Source organism: Streptomyces sp. DSM 106670 (genome assembly GCF_055792845.1).
In genome coordinates this window covers 1,644,025-1,660,315 of record NZ_CM147704.1, presented here as the reverse complement: position 1 = coordinate 1,660,315, position 16,291 = coordinate 1,644,025, and the positions used below count along the sequence as shown (strand labels likewise).

The following is a 16,291-nucleotide window of genomic DNA, read 5'->3' as shown; positions in this document are numbered from 1 at the left end:
ACTCCTCGTTCAGTAGGGCAACGCGCGTAGATTCTGGCCCAGCACCCCACACCCGCAACACCCCGCGCAGGTTTCGATCTGATGACCACCCGGCACACACCCCGAGGTGACACCCGCCGTGCCACAGTGAACACATGACCGAAACCCCCACCCCCGCACCCCACCCCTCCCACGGCACCCCCACCGCCCCCCGTGTCACCGTCCGCGGCGAAGCCCACCTCGAAGTCGACCCCGAAATCGCCCGCATCACCGTCACCATCACCGCCCGCAACACCGACCGCCGCACCACCCTGAACGACCTCACCCGCCGCAACACGGCCACCCTCGACCTCATCAAGGGCCACGGCGACACCGTCGAGAAACTCGAAACCGGCACCCTCACCATCCGCCCCGAACTCACCCGCCACGGCCGCGGCGAACGCATCCGCGCCTACCACGGCAGCCTCCAACTCGCCGCCACCCTCAACGACTTCACCATCCTCGGAGAACTCGTCGCGCGCCTCGCCGACCAGGAACTCATCCGCGTCGACGGCCCCTGGTGGGCCCTGCGCCCCACCTCCCCCCACCACGCCGCCGCCCGCCGCCAAGCCGTCCAGGAAGCACTCCAACGCGCCCGCGAGTACGCCGAAGCCCTCGACACCCGCATCGGCGCCCTCCTCGAACTCAGCGACACCGGCACCGTCGGCGGAGCCACCTTCGCCACCGCGTCCTACGGCGGCGCCGGAGCCTTCCGCTCCGCCCGCGCCGAAACCGCCACCGAAGCGCCCCCCGTCGACCTCGAACCCGTACGCCAGAACGTCGACGCCCAGGTCGAAGCGGCCTTCACCCTCATCCCGCCGAACCTCGGATAAACGCTCATCAGAGCACCCCGCCGCACAATTCAACACTTGTCAATAACCCTTCATTCAAAGGTTGTTGAGGTGTCACGCAGAGCCAAATACCTACCCGTAGGTAAGGTTTAGTCTCGAACCATGCGCCGAGCGAAAATCGTTTGTACCCTGGGACCCGCAACCGACTCGTACGACCAGATCAAGGCCCTGGTCGAAGCGGGAATGGACATCGCCCGCTTCAACCTCAGCCACGGCAGCTACGCCGAACACGAAGAGCGCTACCACCACGTCCGCAAGGCGTCCGAGGAAACCGGCCGCAGCGTCGGCATCCTCGCCGACCTTCAAGGCCCGAAGATCCGCCTCGGACGCTTCCGCGAAGGCCCCGTACTCCTTGAACGCGGCGACACCTTCACCATCACCGTCGAACCCCTCGAAAACCAGGGCACCGGCGACATCTGCGGCACCACCTACGACGGCCTCGCCGCCGACGTCACCACCGGCGAACGCATCCTCGTCGACGACGGCCGCGTCACCCTCGAAGTCACCGACGTCGACGGCCCCCGCGTCCACACCACCGTCATCGAAGGCGGCATGGTCTCCGACAACAAGGGCCTCAACCTCCCCGGCGTCGCCGTCTCCGTCCCCGCCCTCTCCGAGAAGGACATCGACGACCTCCGCTGGGCCCTGCGCACCGGCGCCGACATCATCGCCCTCTCCTTCGTCCGCACCGGACGCGACATCGACGACGTCCACCGCATCATGGACGAAGAAGGCCGCCGCCTCCCCGTCATCGCCAAGGTCGAAAAACCCCAGGCCGTCGACAACATCGACGACATCGTCGCCGCCTTCGACGGCATCATGGTCGCCCGCGGCGACCTCGGCGTCGAAATGCCCCTGGAACAAGTCCCCATCGTCCAGAAGCGCGCCATCAAGCTCGCCAAGCGCAACGCCAAACCGGTCATCGTCGCCACCCAGATGCTCGACTCGATGATCGACAACTCCCGCCCCACCCGCGCCGAAGCCTCCGACGTCGCCAACGCCATCATCGACGGCACCGACGCGGTGATGCTCTCCGGCGAGACCAGCGTCGGCAAATACCCCATCGAGACCGTGCGCACCATGAGCCGCATCGTCGAAGCCGCCGAGGAAGACCTCCTCGCCAAGGGCCTCCCGCCCCTCACCGAACGCAACAAGCCCCGCACCCAGGGCGGAGCCGTCGCCCGGGCCGCCGCCGAAATGGGCGACTTCCTCGGCGCCAAGTTCCTCGTAGCCTTCACCCAGAGCGGCGACACGGTGAAACGCCTCTCCCGCTACCGCTCACCCATCCCGCTCCTCGCCTTCACCCCCGACGAAGCCACCCGCGCCCAGCTCAACCTCACCTGGGGCGTCGAGACCTTCCTCGGCCCGAAGGTCGACTCCACGGACGCGATGGTCGCCCAGGTCGACGAGGAACTCCTGCGCATCGGCCGCTGCAAGAAGGGCGACGTCGTGGTCATCACCGCCGGCTCACCGCCCGGCGTCGCGGGCTCCACGAACCTGGTCCGCGTCCACCACATCGGCGAGGACGACAGCCCGAAGTAGGGCGGCTCAGTATTTCGGCCCGACGTGCGCATCCATGAGGGCTACGGATGCCCGTCGGGCTACGGAGATGTTGTAGGGCTTTCCCGCGCGGGTGCAGTGCGTCCAGGTGATCCCCAGCGCGTCGAGGGTGTCGGTGTAGAGGCGGCGGATGTCGTCGGAGACGTTGGTGAACCAGTACCGGGGGTACTCGTAGCGCTTACGTTCACCACTGACCATGCGAGTCGTCCAGTTGGTGAGCCGACAGCCGTCGGAGTGGACGAGACCCCGGACGAGCTGCCAGGGATGCGCATCGACGATTTTCTGCTGCCAGGGCTCCAGGACGATCTCGCGCTCGTGCTTCCTGCCCGGACCGTGCTGAGGGAAGTAGCAGACGAGGTGCTTCGAGTACACCTTGATGTTGTGGCAGCCGGTCCGGCGGACCCGGCCTGTGGCGTTCTGCGGGAAGACCTTGCGTAACGCGGCCTCCGCCTCGTCCTGGATTCCTGGCCAGGCATCGTCCAGCGTGATCATCAGGCTGGGTGCTCGATGCGCCGAGTATTGGCTGATGTGGCCGTCGCCCAGGTAGAGCCCGAGCAGGTAGGCGTAGGCGGGCTCGTCGAGCACCGTGCCGTCGCACCGGTGGCACGACGGATTGTGCGTCCCGGGGCATTCACCACGCTTGGAGCGGTCCATGTGCAGCCAGTACGAGACGGTGCCGCACGGCACGTTCAGCCGCCGGGCCACTTCGGCGTTCTTGGTGCCGTTCCGGAGAAGCGCGAGAGCCTTCTGTCGTACCTCAGTGCTGTGTGTGTTCATTCGTCCACCCTTGGTGTAGAGGGGGCGGCCCTGGGCAGCAAAAAGCGGATGTTCACGCGAAAGTGAACATCCGCTTCGCAGGGTGGTACCGGGTATGGGATTCGAACCCACATGTCCTTTCGGACAGAGGTGTTTGAGACCTCCGCGTCAACCAATTGCGCCAACCCGGCGTGGTAGCCGATCAGCAGTGTACCTGGTGACAGAAGGCGGCAGCAGGTAGGTAGGCTGCTTCGCAGCAGTGCCTGCCCTGAATCAAGGAGCCCCGTGACCACCCCCGAGTCGCCCCAGCCCGTAGACGCCGTCGACGACGACAAGTCGCACGTCCCGCCGCTGACGACCCGTGTCGTCATCGCCGAGGACGAGGCCCTCATCCGCCTCGACCTCAAGGAGATGCTGGAGGAGGAGGGCTACTCCGTCGTCGGTGAGGCGGGCGACGGGCAGCAGGCCGTCGAGCTGGCCCGGGAGCACAAGCCGGACCTCGTCATCCTGGACGTGAAGATGCCGGTCCTCGACGGCATCTCCGCCGCCGAGAAGATCGCCGAGGAGTCCATCGCCCCGGTTCTGATGCTCACCGCCTTCTCGCAGCGCGACCTCGTCGAGCGGGCCCGGGACGCCGGGGCCATGGCGTACCTCGTGAAGCCGTTCAGCAAGAGCGACGTGGTGCCGGCCATCGAGATGGCCGTCTCCCGGTTCGCGGAGCTGAAGGCGCTGGAGAGCGAGATCGCGGACCTCTCGCAGCGGCTGGAGACCCGGAAGCTGGTGGACCGGGCGAAGAGCATCCTGCAGACGGATTACGGGCTCTCCGAGCCGGCCGCGTTCCGGTGGATCCAGAAGACGTCGATGGACCGCCGGATGTCGATGCAGCAGCTGGCGGAGGCGCTGATCGAGGACGCCGAGGAGAAGAAGAAGTCGGCGGAGTAGCCGCGTACACGGCGTACGCGTACGCGACGAGAGAGGCCCGCACCCGGAACGAACCGGGTGCGGGCCTCTTCCGTACGGCAGGGGTGTCAGTCCTCGCCGAGGTACGCCTTGCGGACCGACTCGTCGTGGAGCAGGTCCGAGCCGGGGCCGGAGAGGACGATCTTGCCGACCTCCATGACGTGACCCTGGTCCGCGAGGGACAGGGCGGCCTGGGCGTTCTGCTCGACGAGCAGGATCGTGGTGCCCGCCGCCTTGAGCTCGACGATGGTCTCCATGATCTTCTGCATCATGATCGGGGAGAGTCCCATGGAGGGCTCGTCGAGCATGAGCAGCTTGGGCTGGGACATGAGGGCGCGTCCCATGGCGAGCATCTGCTGTTCGCCGCCGGAGAGGGTGCCCGCGGCCTGCTTCCGGCGTTCCCCGAGGATGGGGAAGAGGTCGTAGGCGCGCTGGATGTCCTTCTCGATGCCTGCCTTGTCGGTGCGGAGGAAGGCTCCGAGCTGGAGGTTCTCCGCGATGCTGAGGCGGGGGAAGATGTGGCGGCCTTCGGGGGAGTGGGCGAGTCCGAGCGCGACGATCTTGTGCGCGGGGACGTTGCCGAGGGGCTTCCCGTCGAAGGTGATGCGGCCGCCGGAGGGCTTGAGGAGCCCGGAGAGGGTGCGCAGTGTGGTGGTCTTGCCCGCGCCGTTGGTGCCGATGAGGGTGACGACCTGGCCGGCTTCGACGGTGAAGGAGATGCCCTTGACGGCTTCGATCTTGCCGTAGGCGACGCGGAGGTCTTCGACCTCTAGCAGGGCGGTCACTGGGTTTCCCCTTCCGTGCGGGTGGTGCTGTGCGCCTCTGCTGCTTCGACCTCGGCGACTTCGTCGGCGCCGGGGGCGCCTTCGAAGGGGGTGCCGAGGTAGGCGGCGACGACGCGTTCGTCGGCCTGGACCTCGCCGGGGGAGCCCTCGACGAGTTTTTCGCCCTGGACGAGGCAGGCGACGCGGTCGCAGAGGTTGAAGATGAAGCGCATGTCGTGCTCGATGACGAGTACGGCGATGCCCATGTCCCGGATCGCGAAGATGAGCTCTTCGGTGACGCGGGTTTCTTGGGGGTTCATGCCGGCGGTGGGCTCGTCCAGGAGGAGGAGGCCGGGGTCGCTGGCGAGTGCGCGGGCGATTTCCAGCTTGCGCTGGTCTCCGTAGGGGAGGTTGCGCGCGAGGTGGTCGGCCTTGTCCTGGAGGCCGATGAACTCCAGGAGTTCCATGGCGCGTGCGTGGGAGGCGGCTTCGGCCTTCTTGAAGCCGGGTCCGCGCAGGAGGGCGGACCAGAGGCCCTCTTTGGTGCGGGTGTGGCGTCCGACGAGGACGTTTTCCAGGACGGTCATGTTGGCGAAGAGCCGGATGTTCTGGAAGGTGCGGGCGATGCCTGCCTGGGTGACGAGGTGGGGCTTGGGCGGCAGGACGGTGCCCTTGTAGCTGACCTTGCCCTCGGTGGGGACGTAGAGGCCGGTGAGGCAGTTGAAGAAGGTGGTCTTGCCGGCGCCGTTGGGGCCGATGAGTCCGACGATCTCGCCTGCGTTGACGGTGAGGTCGACGTCGCGTACGGCGGTGAGTCCGCCGAAGCGCATGGTGACGCCGCTCGCGTCGAGCACGGTGGTGGCGGTTTCGGGTGTGGTGGTGGTCATGGTGTTCACGCCCCCGCCTTCGTGGTGCCGGAGGTGGTGCCGGTCAGGGTTTCGTCCGGTACGTCGAGCTGTCCGGTCTCGTGGTACTCCAGCTTGGCGCGGCGGTTGGCGATGAGGCCTTCCGGGCGGAAGCGCATGAGGAGGATGAGGGCGAGACCGAAGCCGAGGAGCTGGTAGTCCTGGAGGAACTGGAGCTTGGCCGGGATCATGTAGAGGAGCGTGGCGCCGATGAGGGGTCCGCTGATGGTTCCCATGCCGCCGAGGATGACGGCGGCGAGGAGGAAGGCGGAGTTGGGCGGCACGGGTCCGGCGAAGACGTACATCTCGGGGACGACGGTGCTCTGGACGTGGGCCTGTACGGTGCCGGCGATGCCGGCGAGGGTGGCGCCGAGGGCGAAGGCGATGAGCTTGACGCGGAAGCCGTTGATGCCCATGGCGGTGGCGGCGGTCTCGTCCTCGCGGATGGCGACCCAGGCGCGGCCGATGCGGGAGCTGCCGGCTCGGCTGAAGACGAGGACCACGAGGATCATCGCGAGCAGCATGAGCAGGTAGTAGTTGGCGTAGGAGCCGAGTTCGAAGCCCAGGACGGTGTGGGATTCGCCGAAGTTGTACCCGAAGAAGTTGAGGTCGGGGATGTTCGGTACGCCGTTGGGGCCGTTGGTGATCTGGGGTCCGGAGACGCCGTCGAGGTTGCCGACGGCGATGCGGAAGATTTCGCCGAAGCCGAGGGTGACGATGGCGAGGTAGTCGCCGCGGAGGCGGAGGGTGGGTGCTCCGATGACGACGCCGAAGATGAGGGAGACGGCGGCGCCGGTGAGGACGGAGGCCCAGAAGGGGAATTGGACGCCGAAGGCGGATGCGGTGGTGCCGGAGACGAGGGCGGCTGTGTAGGCGCCGACGCCGAGGAAGGCGACGTATCCGAGGTCGAGGAGTCCGGCCAGGCCGACGACGATGTTCAGGCCCAGTGCGACGGTCGCGAAGATGAGGATGTTGACCGCGATGAGGGTGAACTGGTCGGTGGTCTGGGTGAAGGGGAAGGCGGCTGCCGCGACGAAGGCGGCGGCGACGGCGATGGTGCGGTACTTGGTGGTGAGCGCGGAGAGGCGGGCCATGAGGCCGGCCTTGAAGAGCGCGGTGACCGCGAAGCCGGAGATGATCATGTAGCCGACGAAGAGTTCGGGGTATTCGGTGTCGATGCCGTAGGTGACGACGTAGAGACCGATGCCGAAGGCGGCGACGATGATCAGGATCTCGGCCCAGGAGGGGAGTTCCTTGGGGCGTCCGGGCGCGGGGGCGCGGAGGCTGTTGAGGAATCGTTCGAGGGGGGTGGGGGTGGGGGTGGTGGTGTCGGTGATGTCCTGGTCGTGGGGGAGGCCGAGGGAGGCGGCGACGGTGATGATGGCGCCGACGAGGCCGATCCAGGCTCCGGGTTCCAGGTTGACGATGCCGCCGAGTTCGATGGCGATGGCGGCGAAGGTGAAGCCCATGGTGCCGAGGACGCCGAGGGCGGCGAGTCGGACGGGGCTGTTGGTGCCGCCGGGGGTGAGCCAGCCGAGGCCCTTGATGCCGAACCCGGAGAGGGTGAACAGCAGGGTGATGGCTGCGCCGACCAGGGTGAGGACCTGGAGGCCGCCGGGGTAGCCGGTGACGGTGAGGTCGCCGGGGAATTCGGCGGTCCAGGTCCAGGCGAGGAAGGTGGAGGCGAGGGTGAGTGCGGCTCCGGCTGCGGTGATCGCGCGGGCTGCGGGGATGGCGAGGACGGGCGTGGTCTGGTTGGTCTTGGTGGTCATCGGTATCACGCCCGATCCGTGACGCGCTCGCCGAGTAGGCCTTGTGGCCTGACGAGGAGGACGACGATGAGGAGGACGAAGGCCCAGACGTTGGCCCAGGCGCCGCCGCCGAGCTGCTGCATGCCGGGGATTTCTTCGATGTAGGCGATGGAGAGGGCTTCGGCGAGTCCGAGGACGACGCCGCCGACCATGGCTCCGTAGATGTTGCCGATGCCGCCGAGGACGGCGGCGGTGAAGGCCTTGAGTCCGAGGACGAAGCCCATCTCGAAGTTGATCTGGCCCTTGTCGAGGCCGTAGGCGACCGAGGCGACGGCTGCGAAGGCGGCGCCGATGGCGAAGGCCATCACGATGATGCGGTCGGTGTTGATGCCCATGAGCTTGGCCGTGTCGGGGTCCTGGGCGGTGGCCTGCATGGCGCGGCCGCTGCGGCTCTTGGCGACGAAGAGGCCGAGGGCGAGCATGCAGAGCGGGGCGAGGACGAGGACGAAGGCGTCGGCGCGCTGGAGGTAGAGGTTGTCGAGCAGCTTGAACGATTCGCCTTGGAATTCGGGGAAGCTGCGGGGCTTCTTGGCGTCGGGGTAGAAGCCCCAGACGAGCTGCTGGAGCACGATCGAGAGGCCGATCGCGGTGATGAGCGGGGCGAGGCGGGGGGCGCCGCGCAGGGGCCGGTAGGCGAACCGTTCCGCGGCGGTGGCCACGGCGACGGAGGCGATGGCACCACCGATGATCATGAGCGGGATGGCCACGAGGAGCGTGGTGCCGCTGGGGAGCATGATGTAGGTGGTGAGGGCGCCGAAGCCCCCGATCATGAAGATCTCGCCGTGGGCGAAGTTGATGAGCTGGACGATGCCGTACACCATGGTGTACCCGATGGCTATGAGGCCATAGAGGGCGCCGAGGGCAAGGCCGTTGGCCAGCTGTTGCGGCAGTTCGTGCACCGCAGGGCCTCCGATGAGCTTGTCGGATATGACTCCGCGCGAGGGCGCTGTTTGCGCCCTCGCGCGGCTGGGGTCAGGTGGGGCGGGGCTGTGCTGGGGGGATCAGTCTTCGAACGTGGCGCTCTTGACGTCCTTCCAGGCGCCCTTCTGGACCTCGTAGACGGTGAGCTGCTTGTTGGTGGTGTCGCCGTTCTCGTCGAAGGAGACCTTGCCGGTCACACCGTCGAAGGAGACCTTGGACATGGCCTCGACGACCTTGGCGCGGGCGTCGTCGGGGAGCTTGCCGTCGTTGTCGGCGACGACGGTCTTGACGGCCTGGATGATGGCCCATCCGGCGTCGTAGGAGTAGCCGCCGTAGGCCGCGTACGGGTCCTTGTAGCCGGCGGCCTTGTAGTCCTCGATGAACTTCTTGGCGGTCGGGAGGGCCTCGACGGGGTAGCCGATGGAGGTGGCGTAGTCGCCGTCGTTGGCCTCGCCGGAGGCGCTGATGAAGGCGGGGTCGTAGATGCCGTCGCCGCCCATGGTGGGGATCTTGGCGCCGGTCTTCTTGATCTGGTCGGAGAGCAGGCCGCCCTCGGGGTACTGGCCGCCGTAGTAGACGGAGTCGGCGCCGGAGCTCTTGACCTTGTCGGCGGTGCTGGAGAAGTCGGTCTCCTTGACCGTGACGTGGTCGGTGCCGACGACCTGGCCGCCGAGGCGCTTGAATTCCGCGGAGAAGATGGCGGCGAGGCCGGCGCCGTAGGTCTGCTTGTCGTCGACGACGTAGACCTTCTTCTTCTTGGCGTCGTTGAAGAGGTACTGGGCGGCGAACTTGCCCTGGACGACGTCGGTGGCGCAGGTGCGGAAGTAGGTCTTGAAGGGGCGCTTGATGTCGCCCTTGGCCCAGTTGTCGCCCTGGCTGAGGGCGGGGTTGGTGTTGGCGGGGGAGACCTGGGCGAGGTCTGCCTTGTTGAAGACGCCCTGCATGGACTGGGCGACGCCGGAGTTCAGCGGGCCGACGGCGCCGAGGACATCGGTGTTGCCGACGAGCTTGGTGGCGTTGGCCTGTCCGGAGGCGGGGACGGCCTGGTCGTCGAGGGCTTCGATCTTGAACTCGATGCCGGGGACCTCGTTGTTCTTGTTCGCGGTCTTGGCCGCGAGGTCCACGGAGTTCTTGATGCCCTGGCCGAGCGCGGAGAGGGAGCCGGTCAGGGGCGCGTCCACGCCGATGACGACGGTGGTCTTGCCACCGCTGTCTCCGCTGTCCTTGCTGCCTTCGTCGCGCGACCCGCAGGCGGTGAGCGTCAGTGCTCCGGTGGTGAGCACTGCGGTGAGTATGAGCAAAGAACGGTGTCGCACGAGAGGGTCCTTTCCCTGGCGCGGCGCTCCTCGGGCATGAGGTGCCGTGATCATCGCCGGGCCGTACTGGGTTGGTACAGGGCCGTGCAGCAGACGCGCCCGGCGGCGCGGTGACTGGCCGTGACTCTAAGCGCAGCCGGGGGCCATCGGGATGGGTCGGCTGCGGATGTGACTCTCTTGTTATGCCCTTGAGCAAGGCTTGAGGTTCCTGTGAGGGGATGTGCGGGTTTCGCCTGGACTGCGCAGTGCCCACATAGTGAGAACGCGCAGCTCTGCTAAGGGGCTTGAGGCGATCTTGGTGCTGTCGCGCGGGTCGGGGCGCGAGGGCGGCGGGGGAGGCCGGCCGGGGGTGCGGAGGTGGGGGCGCGGGTTTTTTCGTGTACCGCACAAACATTACTCAGTGTTACATGTGTGGGATATGTGTGTTGCCTTGCCGGGTCGGTGCCGCTGTTGAAGCAGGTCATGGAACGGGGGCGGCCGTCAAGGGTGTTGACCGTGGGTTTCCATCAACTTCCCCTACGCGCTTCGGATATGGGAATGCGCGGTCCGGAATGCGGTGTGGTCGTGGTGGGGGGTGTGCCGGAGTCGCGGTGCGGTCGCGGAGGGTGGTCGGTTGAGGGCGGAGTCGGTGGCGTGCGTGGCGGAATCGCTGCCGGTACGACGAACGGCCTGCCGACGTCGGTCGGCAGGCCGTTTCGTGTGCTGCGGCGGTTCAGCCCGCTTCGGGCTTGGGGACGTCGCGGAGCAGGCAGGTGAGGCGTGCGGTGCAGACCCGCTTGTCCTGCTCGTCGGTGATGACGATCTCGTACGTGGCGGTGGAGCGGCCCCGGTGCACGGGGGTGGCGACGCCGGTGACGAGGCCGTTGCGGACGCCCCGGTGGTGGGTGCAGTTGAGGTCGACGCCGACGGCGAGCTTGGCGGCTCCGCCGTGGAGCATGGAGCCGATGGATCCGAGGGTCTCGGCGAGGACGGCGGAGGCGCCTCCGTGCAGGAGGCCGTAGGGCTGGGTGTTGCCTTCGACGGGCATGGTGCCGACGACGCGGTCGGCGGAGGCTTCGACGATGGTGACGCCCATGCGCTCGCCGAGGTGGCCGGCGGAGAAGAGGGCGGGCAGGTCGACGCCGAGTGCCGCGTACTCGTCGATGACTTCCTGCGGGAAGAGGGGTGCGGTGTGCTCGCCCATGGGTCCGGCTCCGTTCGGCTGCGCTGGTTCGTTGGTGTCTGCACTGTTCTTATCAGACGGCTGAGCGGACGCTTAGGGAGTAGCGGTTTTCAGTCGTCGCCGGGGGTGCTCCGGGGCTCCTCGAAGCGGATGACGACCGACTTGCTGGCCGGGGTGTTGCTGGTGTCGGCCGTGGAGTCCAGGGGGACCAGGACGTTGGTCTCGGGGTAGTACGCGGCGGCGCAGCCCCGGGCGGTGGGGTAGTGGACGATGCGGAAGCCCTCCGCGCGGCGCTCGGCGCCGTCCTTCCACTCGCTGACGAGGTCGGTGTACGCGCCGTCGGCGAGGCCGAGGGCGGCGGCGTCCTCGGGGTTGACCATGACGATGCGGCGGCCGCCCTTGATGCCCCGGTAGCGGTCGTCGAGGCCGTAGATGGTGGTGTTGTACTGGTCGTGGGAGCGCAGGGTCTGCAACAGGAGCCTGCCGTCGGGGAGTTCGGGGTACTCGACGGGGGCGGCGGTGAAGTTGGCGCGGCCGGTGGCGGTGGGGAAGCGGCGTTCGTCGCGCGGGGCGTGCGGAAGGGCGAAGCCGCCGGGGTGGGCGGCGATGCGGCTGTTGAAGTCCTCGAAGCCGGCGACGACGCGGGAGATGCGGTCGCGGATGGTGGCGTAGTCCTGCTCGAAGGCTTCCCAGTCGGTACGGGAGCGGGCGCCGAGGACCGCGCGGGCGAGGCGGGCGACGATGGCCGGCTCCGAGAGCAGATGGGGGCTCGCGGGGGTGAGGTTGCCCCGCGATGCGTGGACCATGCCCATGGAGTCCTCGACGGTGACGAACTGCTTGCCGCCCGCCTGGACGTCCTTGTCGGTGCGGCCCAGCGTCGGGAGGATCAGGGCACGGGTCCCGGTGACGGCGTGCGAGCGATTGAGCTTGGTCGAGACGTGGACGGTGAGGCGGGCGCGGCGCATCGCGGCCTCGGTGACGGCGGTGTCGGGGGTGGCCGCGACGAAGTTGCCGCCCATGGCGAAGAAGACCTTCGCCTCGCCGTCGCGGAGCGCCTGGATGGAGCGCACCACGTCGTACCCGTGGTGGCGGGGCGAGGTGATGCCGAACTCCTTGTCGAGGGCGTCGAGGAAGGCCGGTGCGGGCCGCTCGAAGATGCCCATCGTGCGGTCGCCCTGGACGTTGGAGTGGCCGCGCACCGGGCAGACCCCGGCGCCGGGGCGGCCGATGTTTCCGCGCAGCAGAAGGAAGTTGACCACTTCGCGGATGGTGGGCACGGAGTGCTTGTGCTGGGTGAGGCCCATCGCCCAGCAGACGATGGTGCGCTCCGATGCGAGGACCAGGGCGAGGGCCTGCTCGATCTCGGCGCGGGTGAGGCCGGTGGCCCTCAGCGTCTCGTCCCAGTCGGCCGCTTCGGCGGCCTTCGCGAACTCCTCGTAACCATGGGTGTGTTCGGCGACGAACGCGGAGTCGACGCCGCCCTCGGTGGCCAGGATCAGCTTGTTGAGGAGGCGGAAGAGCGCCTGGTCGCCGCCGATGCGGATCTGCAGGAAGAGATCGTTGAGCGGAGTGCCCTTGATCATGCCCTGCGGGGTCTGGGGGTTCTTGAACCGCTCCATGCCGGCCTCGGGCAACGGGTTCACCGAGATGATCTTCGCCCCGGATTTCTTGGCCTTCTCCAGGGCGGAGAGCATCCGGGGGTGGTTGGTGCCGGGATTCTGGCCGGCGACGATGATCAGGTCGGCCTGGTGGATGTCCTCCAGCGAGACGCTGCCCTTGCCGATGCCGATGGTCTCGTTGAGCGCCGAGCCGGACGACTCGTGGCACATGTTGGAGCAGTCCGGCAGATTGTTGGTGCCGAACTCGCGGGCGAAGAGCTGGAGCAGGAACGCGGCCTCGTTGCTGGTGCGGCCCGAGGTGTAGAAGAGGGCCTCGTCGGGGGAGCCGAGCGCGGTCAGCTCCTCGGCGATGATCGCGAACGCCCGGTCCCAGGTGATGGCCTCGTACCGGTCGGCGCCCTCCGGGAGGTACACCGGGTGAGTGATCCTGCCCTGCTGGCCGAGCCAGTAGCCGCTGCGCCCGGCGAGGTCGTCGAGCGGGTGGGCGGCGAAGAATTCGGGGGTGACGCGGCGCAGCGTCGCCTCCTCCGCGACGGCCTTCGCGCCGTTCTCGCAGAATTCGGCGGTGTGCCGCTTGTCGCCTTCGGGCCAGGCGCAGCCGGGGCAGTCGAACCCGTTCTTCTGGTTGACCTTGAGGAGGGTCTGCGCGGTGCGGCGCACGCCCATCTGCTGCTGGGCGATGCGCAGGGAGTGGGCGACGGCAGGCAGTCCGGCGGCGGCGTGCTGGGCCGACTCGACCTGCGGGGCGTCCTGGACCGGGTCACCGGTCGGCGGCTTGGTGGCCATGATGCTGCTCCCCTTCGAGCGCTCTTCCACGTGACGGCGTACTCATGTTCATGTCCTCACCATCGATCCTGTCACGGCCCCGCGGAAGTCGTGCCGGTCCGGATTGTCAGTGGTCCGTGGCAGGATCGGGGGCGTGGCTGAGACGGCATCGAAGAAGACGGCAGACAACCGACCGCGCCTGCTCCTCATGGACGGGCACTCCCTGGCGTACCGGGCGTTCTTCGCCCTGCCCGCGGAGAATTTCACGACGGCGGTGGGGCAGCCGACGAACGCCGTGTACGGCTTCATGTCGATGCTGGCGAACACCCTGCGTGATGAGGCGCCCACGCACTTCGCGGTCGCGTTCGACGTGTCCCGCAAGACCTGGCGTGCCCAGGAGTTCCCGGAGTACAAGGCGAACCGCTCCAAGACCCCCGACGAGTTCAAGGGGCAGGTCGAGCTGATCGGCGAGCTGCTGGACGCGATGCACGCGGACCGGTTCGCGGTGGACGGGTTCGAGGCGGACGACGTCATCGCGACGCTGGCGACCCAGGCCGAGGCGGCCGGGTTCGAGGTCCTGATCGTCACCGGCGACCGGGACTCCTTCCAGCTGATCACGGACAACGTGACCGTGCTCTACCCCACCAAGGGGGTCTCCGAGCTGACCCGGTTCACCCCGGAGAAGGTCGTCGAGAAGTACGGACTCACCCCGCAGCAGTATCCGGACTTCGCCGCCCTGCGCGGCGACCCGTCGGACAACCTCCCGGGCATCCCCGGGGTCGGTGAGAAGACGGCCGCGAAGTGGATCAACCAGTTCGGTTCCTTCGCCGAGCTGGTCGAGCGGGCCGAGGAGGTCAAGGGCAAGGCCGGGCAGAATTTCCGCGACCACCTGGACGCGGTGAAGATGAACCGCGTGCTGACCGAGATGGTCCGGGACGTGGAGCTGCCGAAGACCCCGGCCGAGCTGGAGCGCGCTCCGTACGACCGCACGGCGGTCACCGGCGTCCTGGACATACTGGAGATCCGTAACCCGAGCCTGCGCGAGCGGCTGCTGGCCGTCGACCCGGGTGCGGCGGAGGCCGAGCCGCCCGCGCCCGCCGCCGGGATCGAGCTGGACGGGGCGGTGCTCGGCTCCGGCGAGGTCGCCCCGTGGCTGGCGGAGCACGGCGCGCAGCCGCTCGGCGTGATGACGGTGGACACCTGGTCGCTGGGGGCCGGCACGGTCACCGAGATCGCGCTCGCCGCCGCCGACGGGGCCGCCGCCTGGCTGGACCCGACGCAGCTGGAGGAGGCCGACGAGCAGGCGTTCGCCGCCTGGGTGTCCGACCCGGCCCGCCCCAAGGTCCTGCACAACGCGAAGAACGTGATGCGGGTGCTGCCCGAGCACGGCTGGCGGCTCGAAGGCGTCACCATGGACACCGCGCTCGCCGCGTATCTGGTGAAGCCGGGCCGCCGCTCGTTCGCCCTGGACGCGCTGGCCGTGGAGTATCTGGGCCGCGAGCTGGCCCCGGCCGCCGCATCCGACGGACAGCTGGCCTTCGGCGCGGACGACCGGGCCGAGCAGGACGCCCTGATGGCGCAGGCCCGCGCCGTGCTCGACCTGGGCGACGCGTTCACCACCCGCCTCAAGGAGGTGGGCGCGGCGGAGCTGCTGCACGACATGGAGCTGCCCACCTCGATCCTGCTGGCCCGCCTGGAGCGGCACGGGATCGCCGCGGACCGGGCCCATCTCGAAGGCATGGAGCAGCAGTTCGCCGGGACCGTGCAGCAGGCGGTGAAGGAGGCGCACGCCGCGGTGGGCCGCGAGTTCAACCTCGGTTCGCCCAAGCAGCTCCAGGAGATCCTCTTCGGCGAGCTGGGCCTGCCGAAGACGAAGAAGACCAAGACGGGATACACCACGGACGCGGACGCGCTGGCCTGGCTGGCCGCGCAGACCGAGCACGAGCTGCCGGTCCTGATGCTGCGCCACCGCGAACAGGCCAAGCTGCGGGTCACCGTCGAGGGCCTGATCAAGACGATCGCCGCCGACGGCCGCATCCACACCACGTTCAACCAGACGGTCGCGGCGACCGGCCGGCTCTCCTCCACCGACCCCAACCTGCAGAACATCCCGGTCCGCACCGACGAGGGCCGGGCGATCCGCCGCGGGTTCGTCGTCGGTGAGGGCTTCGAGACGCTGATGACGGCGGACTACAGCCAGATCGAACTGCGGGTCATGGCGCACCTCTCCGAGGACGCCGGGCTCATCGAGGCGTTCACCTCCGGCGAGGACCTGCACACCACGGTCGCCTCGCAGGTCTTCGGCGTCGGGAAGGACGCGGTCGACGCGGAGATGCGCCGCAAGATCAAGGCCATGTCCTACGGCCTGGCCTACGGTCTCTCCGCCTTCGGCCTCTCCCAGCAGCTGAACATCGACCCCGCCGAGGCCCGGGTGCTGATGGACACCTACTTCGAGCGGTTCGGCGGGGTACGGGACTACCTCCACCGGGTCGTGGAGGAGGCCAGGGCCACCGGCTACACGGAGACGATCCTCGGCCGCCGCCGCTATCTCCCCGACCTCAACAGCGACAACCGCCAGCGCCGCGAGGCCGCCGAGCGGATGGCGCTCAACGCCCCGATCCAGGGCACCGCCGCGGACATCGTGAAGGTGGCGATGCTGCGGGTGGACAAGGCGCTGACCGAGGCGAAGCTGACCTCGCGGATGCTGCTCCAGGTCCACGACGAAATCGTCCTGGAGATCGCCGAGGGCGAGCGGAAGCAGGTCGAGGAGATCCTGCGCCACGAGATGGCGAACGCCGTCGAGCTGCGCGCCCCGCTGGACGTCTCGGTCGGCGTCGGCAAGGACTGGGAGTCCGCCGCGCACTGAGCCACCGGCACCCCCGC

12 protein-coding genes and 1 tRNA gene are annotated in these 16,291 nt (G+C 68.4%); 4 read left to right on the top strand and 9 right to left on the bottom strand.

The window, feature by feature from the left end; genetic code table 11:
• Positions 1-134 precede the first annotated feature (134 nt).
• Both ACSMXR_RS07240 and pyk read left to right on the top strand, forming a co-directional pair.
• Positions 135-851 carry an SIMPL domain-containing protein gene (locus ACSMXR_RS07240; protein ID WP_473171458.1) on the top strand — a complete coding sequence of 239 codons (717 nt, stop codon included), beginning with the start codon at positions 135-137 and terminating at the stop codon, positions 849-851.
• A gap of 120 nt (positions 852-971) precedes the next feature.
• The gene (gene pyk / locus ACSMXR_RS07235) at positions 972-2,411 is read left to right on the top strand and encodes a pyruvate kinase (RefSeq protein ID WP_030079614.1); all 1,440 of its coding nucleotides are present in this window, start codon (positions 972-974) and stop codon (positions 2,409-2,411) included.
• Positions 2,412-2,417: 6 nt separating this feature from the next.
• On the opposite strand, the gene ACSMXR_RS07230 is transcribed toward pyk, so the two are convergent.
• Together ACSMXR_RS07230 and ACSMXR_RS07225 are read right to left on the bottom strand one after the other, a co-directional pair.
• Complete coding sequence (locus ACSMXR_RS07230) at positions 2,418-3,206, bottom strand: helix-turn-helix domain-containing protein (RefSeq protein WP_473171457.1); 789 nt, start codon at positions 3,204-3,206, stop codon at positions 2,418-2,420.
• Positions 3,207-3,289: 83 nt separating this feature from the next.
• Positions 3,290-3,376 (bottom strand) — tRNA-Leu (locus ACSMXR_RS07225).
• Positions 3,377-3,470: 94 nt separating this feature from the next.
• On the opposite strand from ACSMXR_RS07225, the gene ACSMXR_RS07220 reads away from it, so the two are divergent.
• The gene (locus ACSMXR_RS07220; RefSeq protein ID WP_003969810.1) at positions 3,471-4,127 is read left to right on the top strand and encodes an ANTAR domain-containing response regulator; all 657 of its coding nucleotides are present in this window, start codon (positions 3,471-3,473) and stop codon (positions 4,125-4,127) included.
• A gap of 86 nt (positions 4,128-4,213) precedes the next feature.
• Here the strand turns inward: ACSMXR_RS07220 and ACSMXR_RS07215 are convergent, their stop codons facing one another.
• The 7 genes from ACSMXR_RS07215 to ACSMXR_RS07185 all read right to left on the bottom strand — a co-directional run bounded on the left by ACSMXR_RS07215 (position 4,214) and on the right by ACSMXR_RS07185 (position 13,429).
• Positions 4,214-4,930 carry an ABC transporter ATP-binding protein gene (locus ACSMXR_RS07215; protein ID WP_103507271.1) on the bottom strand — a complete coding sequence of 239 codons (717 nt, stop codon included), beginning with the start codon at positions 4,928-4,930 and terminating at the stop codon, positions 4,214-4,216.
• Complete coding sequence (locus ACSMXR_RS07210; protein ID WP_218528071.1) at positions 4,927-5,796, bottom strand: ABC transporter ATP-binding protein; 870 nt, start codon at positions 5,794-5,796, stop codon at positions 4,927-4,929. The genes ACSMXR_RS07215 and ACSMXR_RS07210 overlap by 4 nt, the downstream gene beginning before the upstream one ends.
• Positions 5,797-5,801: 5 nt before the next feature.
• On the bottom strand, positions 5,802-7,586 hold the full coding sequence (locus tag ACSMXR_RS07205) for a branched-chain amino acid ABC transporter permease (RefSeq protein WP_473171456.1): 1,785 nt from the start codon (positions 7,584-7,586) through the stop codon (positions 5,802-5,804).
• A gap of 5 nt (positions 7,587-7,591) precedes the next feature.
• Positions 7,592-8,524, bottom strand: a complete 933-nt coding sequence (locus tag ACSMXR_RS07200; RefSeq protein WP_098026991.1) for a branched-chain amino acid ABC transporter permease — start codon at positions 8,522-8,524, stop codon at positions 7,592-7,594.
• Between the two features lie 102 nt (positions 8,525-8,626).
• Positions 8,627-9,862, bottom strand: coding sequence for a branched-chain amino acid ABC transporter substrate-binding protein (locus ACSMXR_RS07195; RefSeq protein WP_376188065.1), 1,236 nt, complete (start codon positions 9,860-9,862; stop codon positions 8,627-8,629).
• A gap of 712 nt (positions 9,863-10,574) precedes the next feature.
• On the bottom strand, positions 10,575-11,045 hold the full coding sequence (locus ACSMXR_RS07190) for a PaaI family thioesterase (protein ID WP_137233786.1): 471 nt from the start codon (positions 11,043-11,045) through the stop codon (positions 10,575-10,577).
• 89 nt (positions 11,046-11,134) lie between these two features.
• A complete protein-coding gene (locus ACSMXR_RS07185; protein ID WP_473171455.1) occupies positions 11,135-13,429 on the bottom strand; it encodes an FdhF/YdeP family oxidoreductase in 2,295 nt (764 codons plus the stop codon).
• A gap of 133 nt (positions 13,430-13,562) precedes the next feature.
• Between ACSMXR_RS07185 and polA the strand changes: the two genes are divergently transcribed.
• Positions 13,563-16,274, top strand: coding sequence for a DNA polymerase I (polA, locus tag ACSMXR_RS07180; protein ID WP_137233788.1), 2,712 nt, complete (start codon positions 13,563-13,565; stop codon positions 16,272-16,274).
• Positions 16,275-16,291: the final 17 nt, after the last annotated feature.

What these genes read in the sequence shown, in the direction of transcription:
- ACSMXR_RS07240 (WP_473171458.1), top strand. Translation starts at nt 135, where the DNA reads ATGACCGAAACCCCCACCCCCGCACCCCACCCCTCCCACGGCACCCCC.
- pyk (WP_030079614.1), top strand. Translation starts at nt 972, where the DNA reads ATGCGCCGAGCGAAAATCGTTTGTACCCTGGGACCCGCAACCGACTCG.
- ACSMXR_RS07230 (WP_473171457.1), bottom strand. Translation starts at nt 3,206, where the DNA reads ATGAACACACACAGCACTGAGGTACGACAGAAGGCTCTCGCGCTTCTC.
- ACSMXR_RS07210 (WP_218528071.1), bottom strand. Translation starts at nt 5,796, where the DNA reads ATGACCACCACCACACCCGAAACCGCCACCACCGTGCTCGACGCGAGC.
- ACSMXR_RS07205 (WP_473171456.1), bottom strand. Translation starts at nt 7,586, where the DNA reads ATGACCACCAAGACCAACCAGACCACGCCCGTCCTCGCCATCCCCGCA.
- ACSMXR_RS07190 (WP_137233786.1), bottom strand. Translation starts at nt 11,045, where the DNA reads ATGGGCGAGCACACCGCACCCCTCTTCCCGCAGGAAGTCATCGACGAG.
- ACSMXR_RS07185 (WP_473171455.1), bottom strand. Translation starts at nt 13,429, where the DNA reads ATGGCCACCAAGCCGCCGACCGGTGACCCGGTCCAGGACGCCCCGCAG.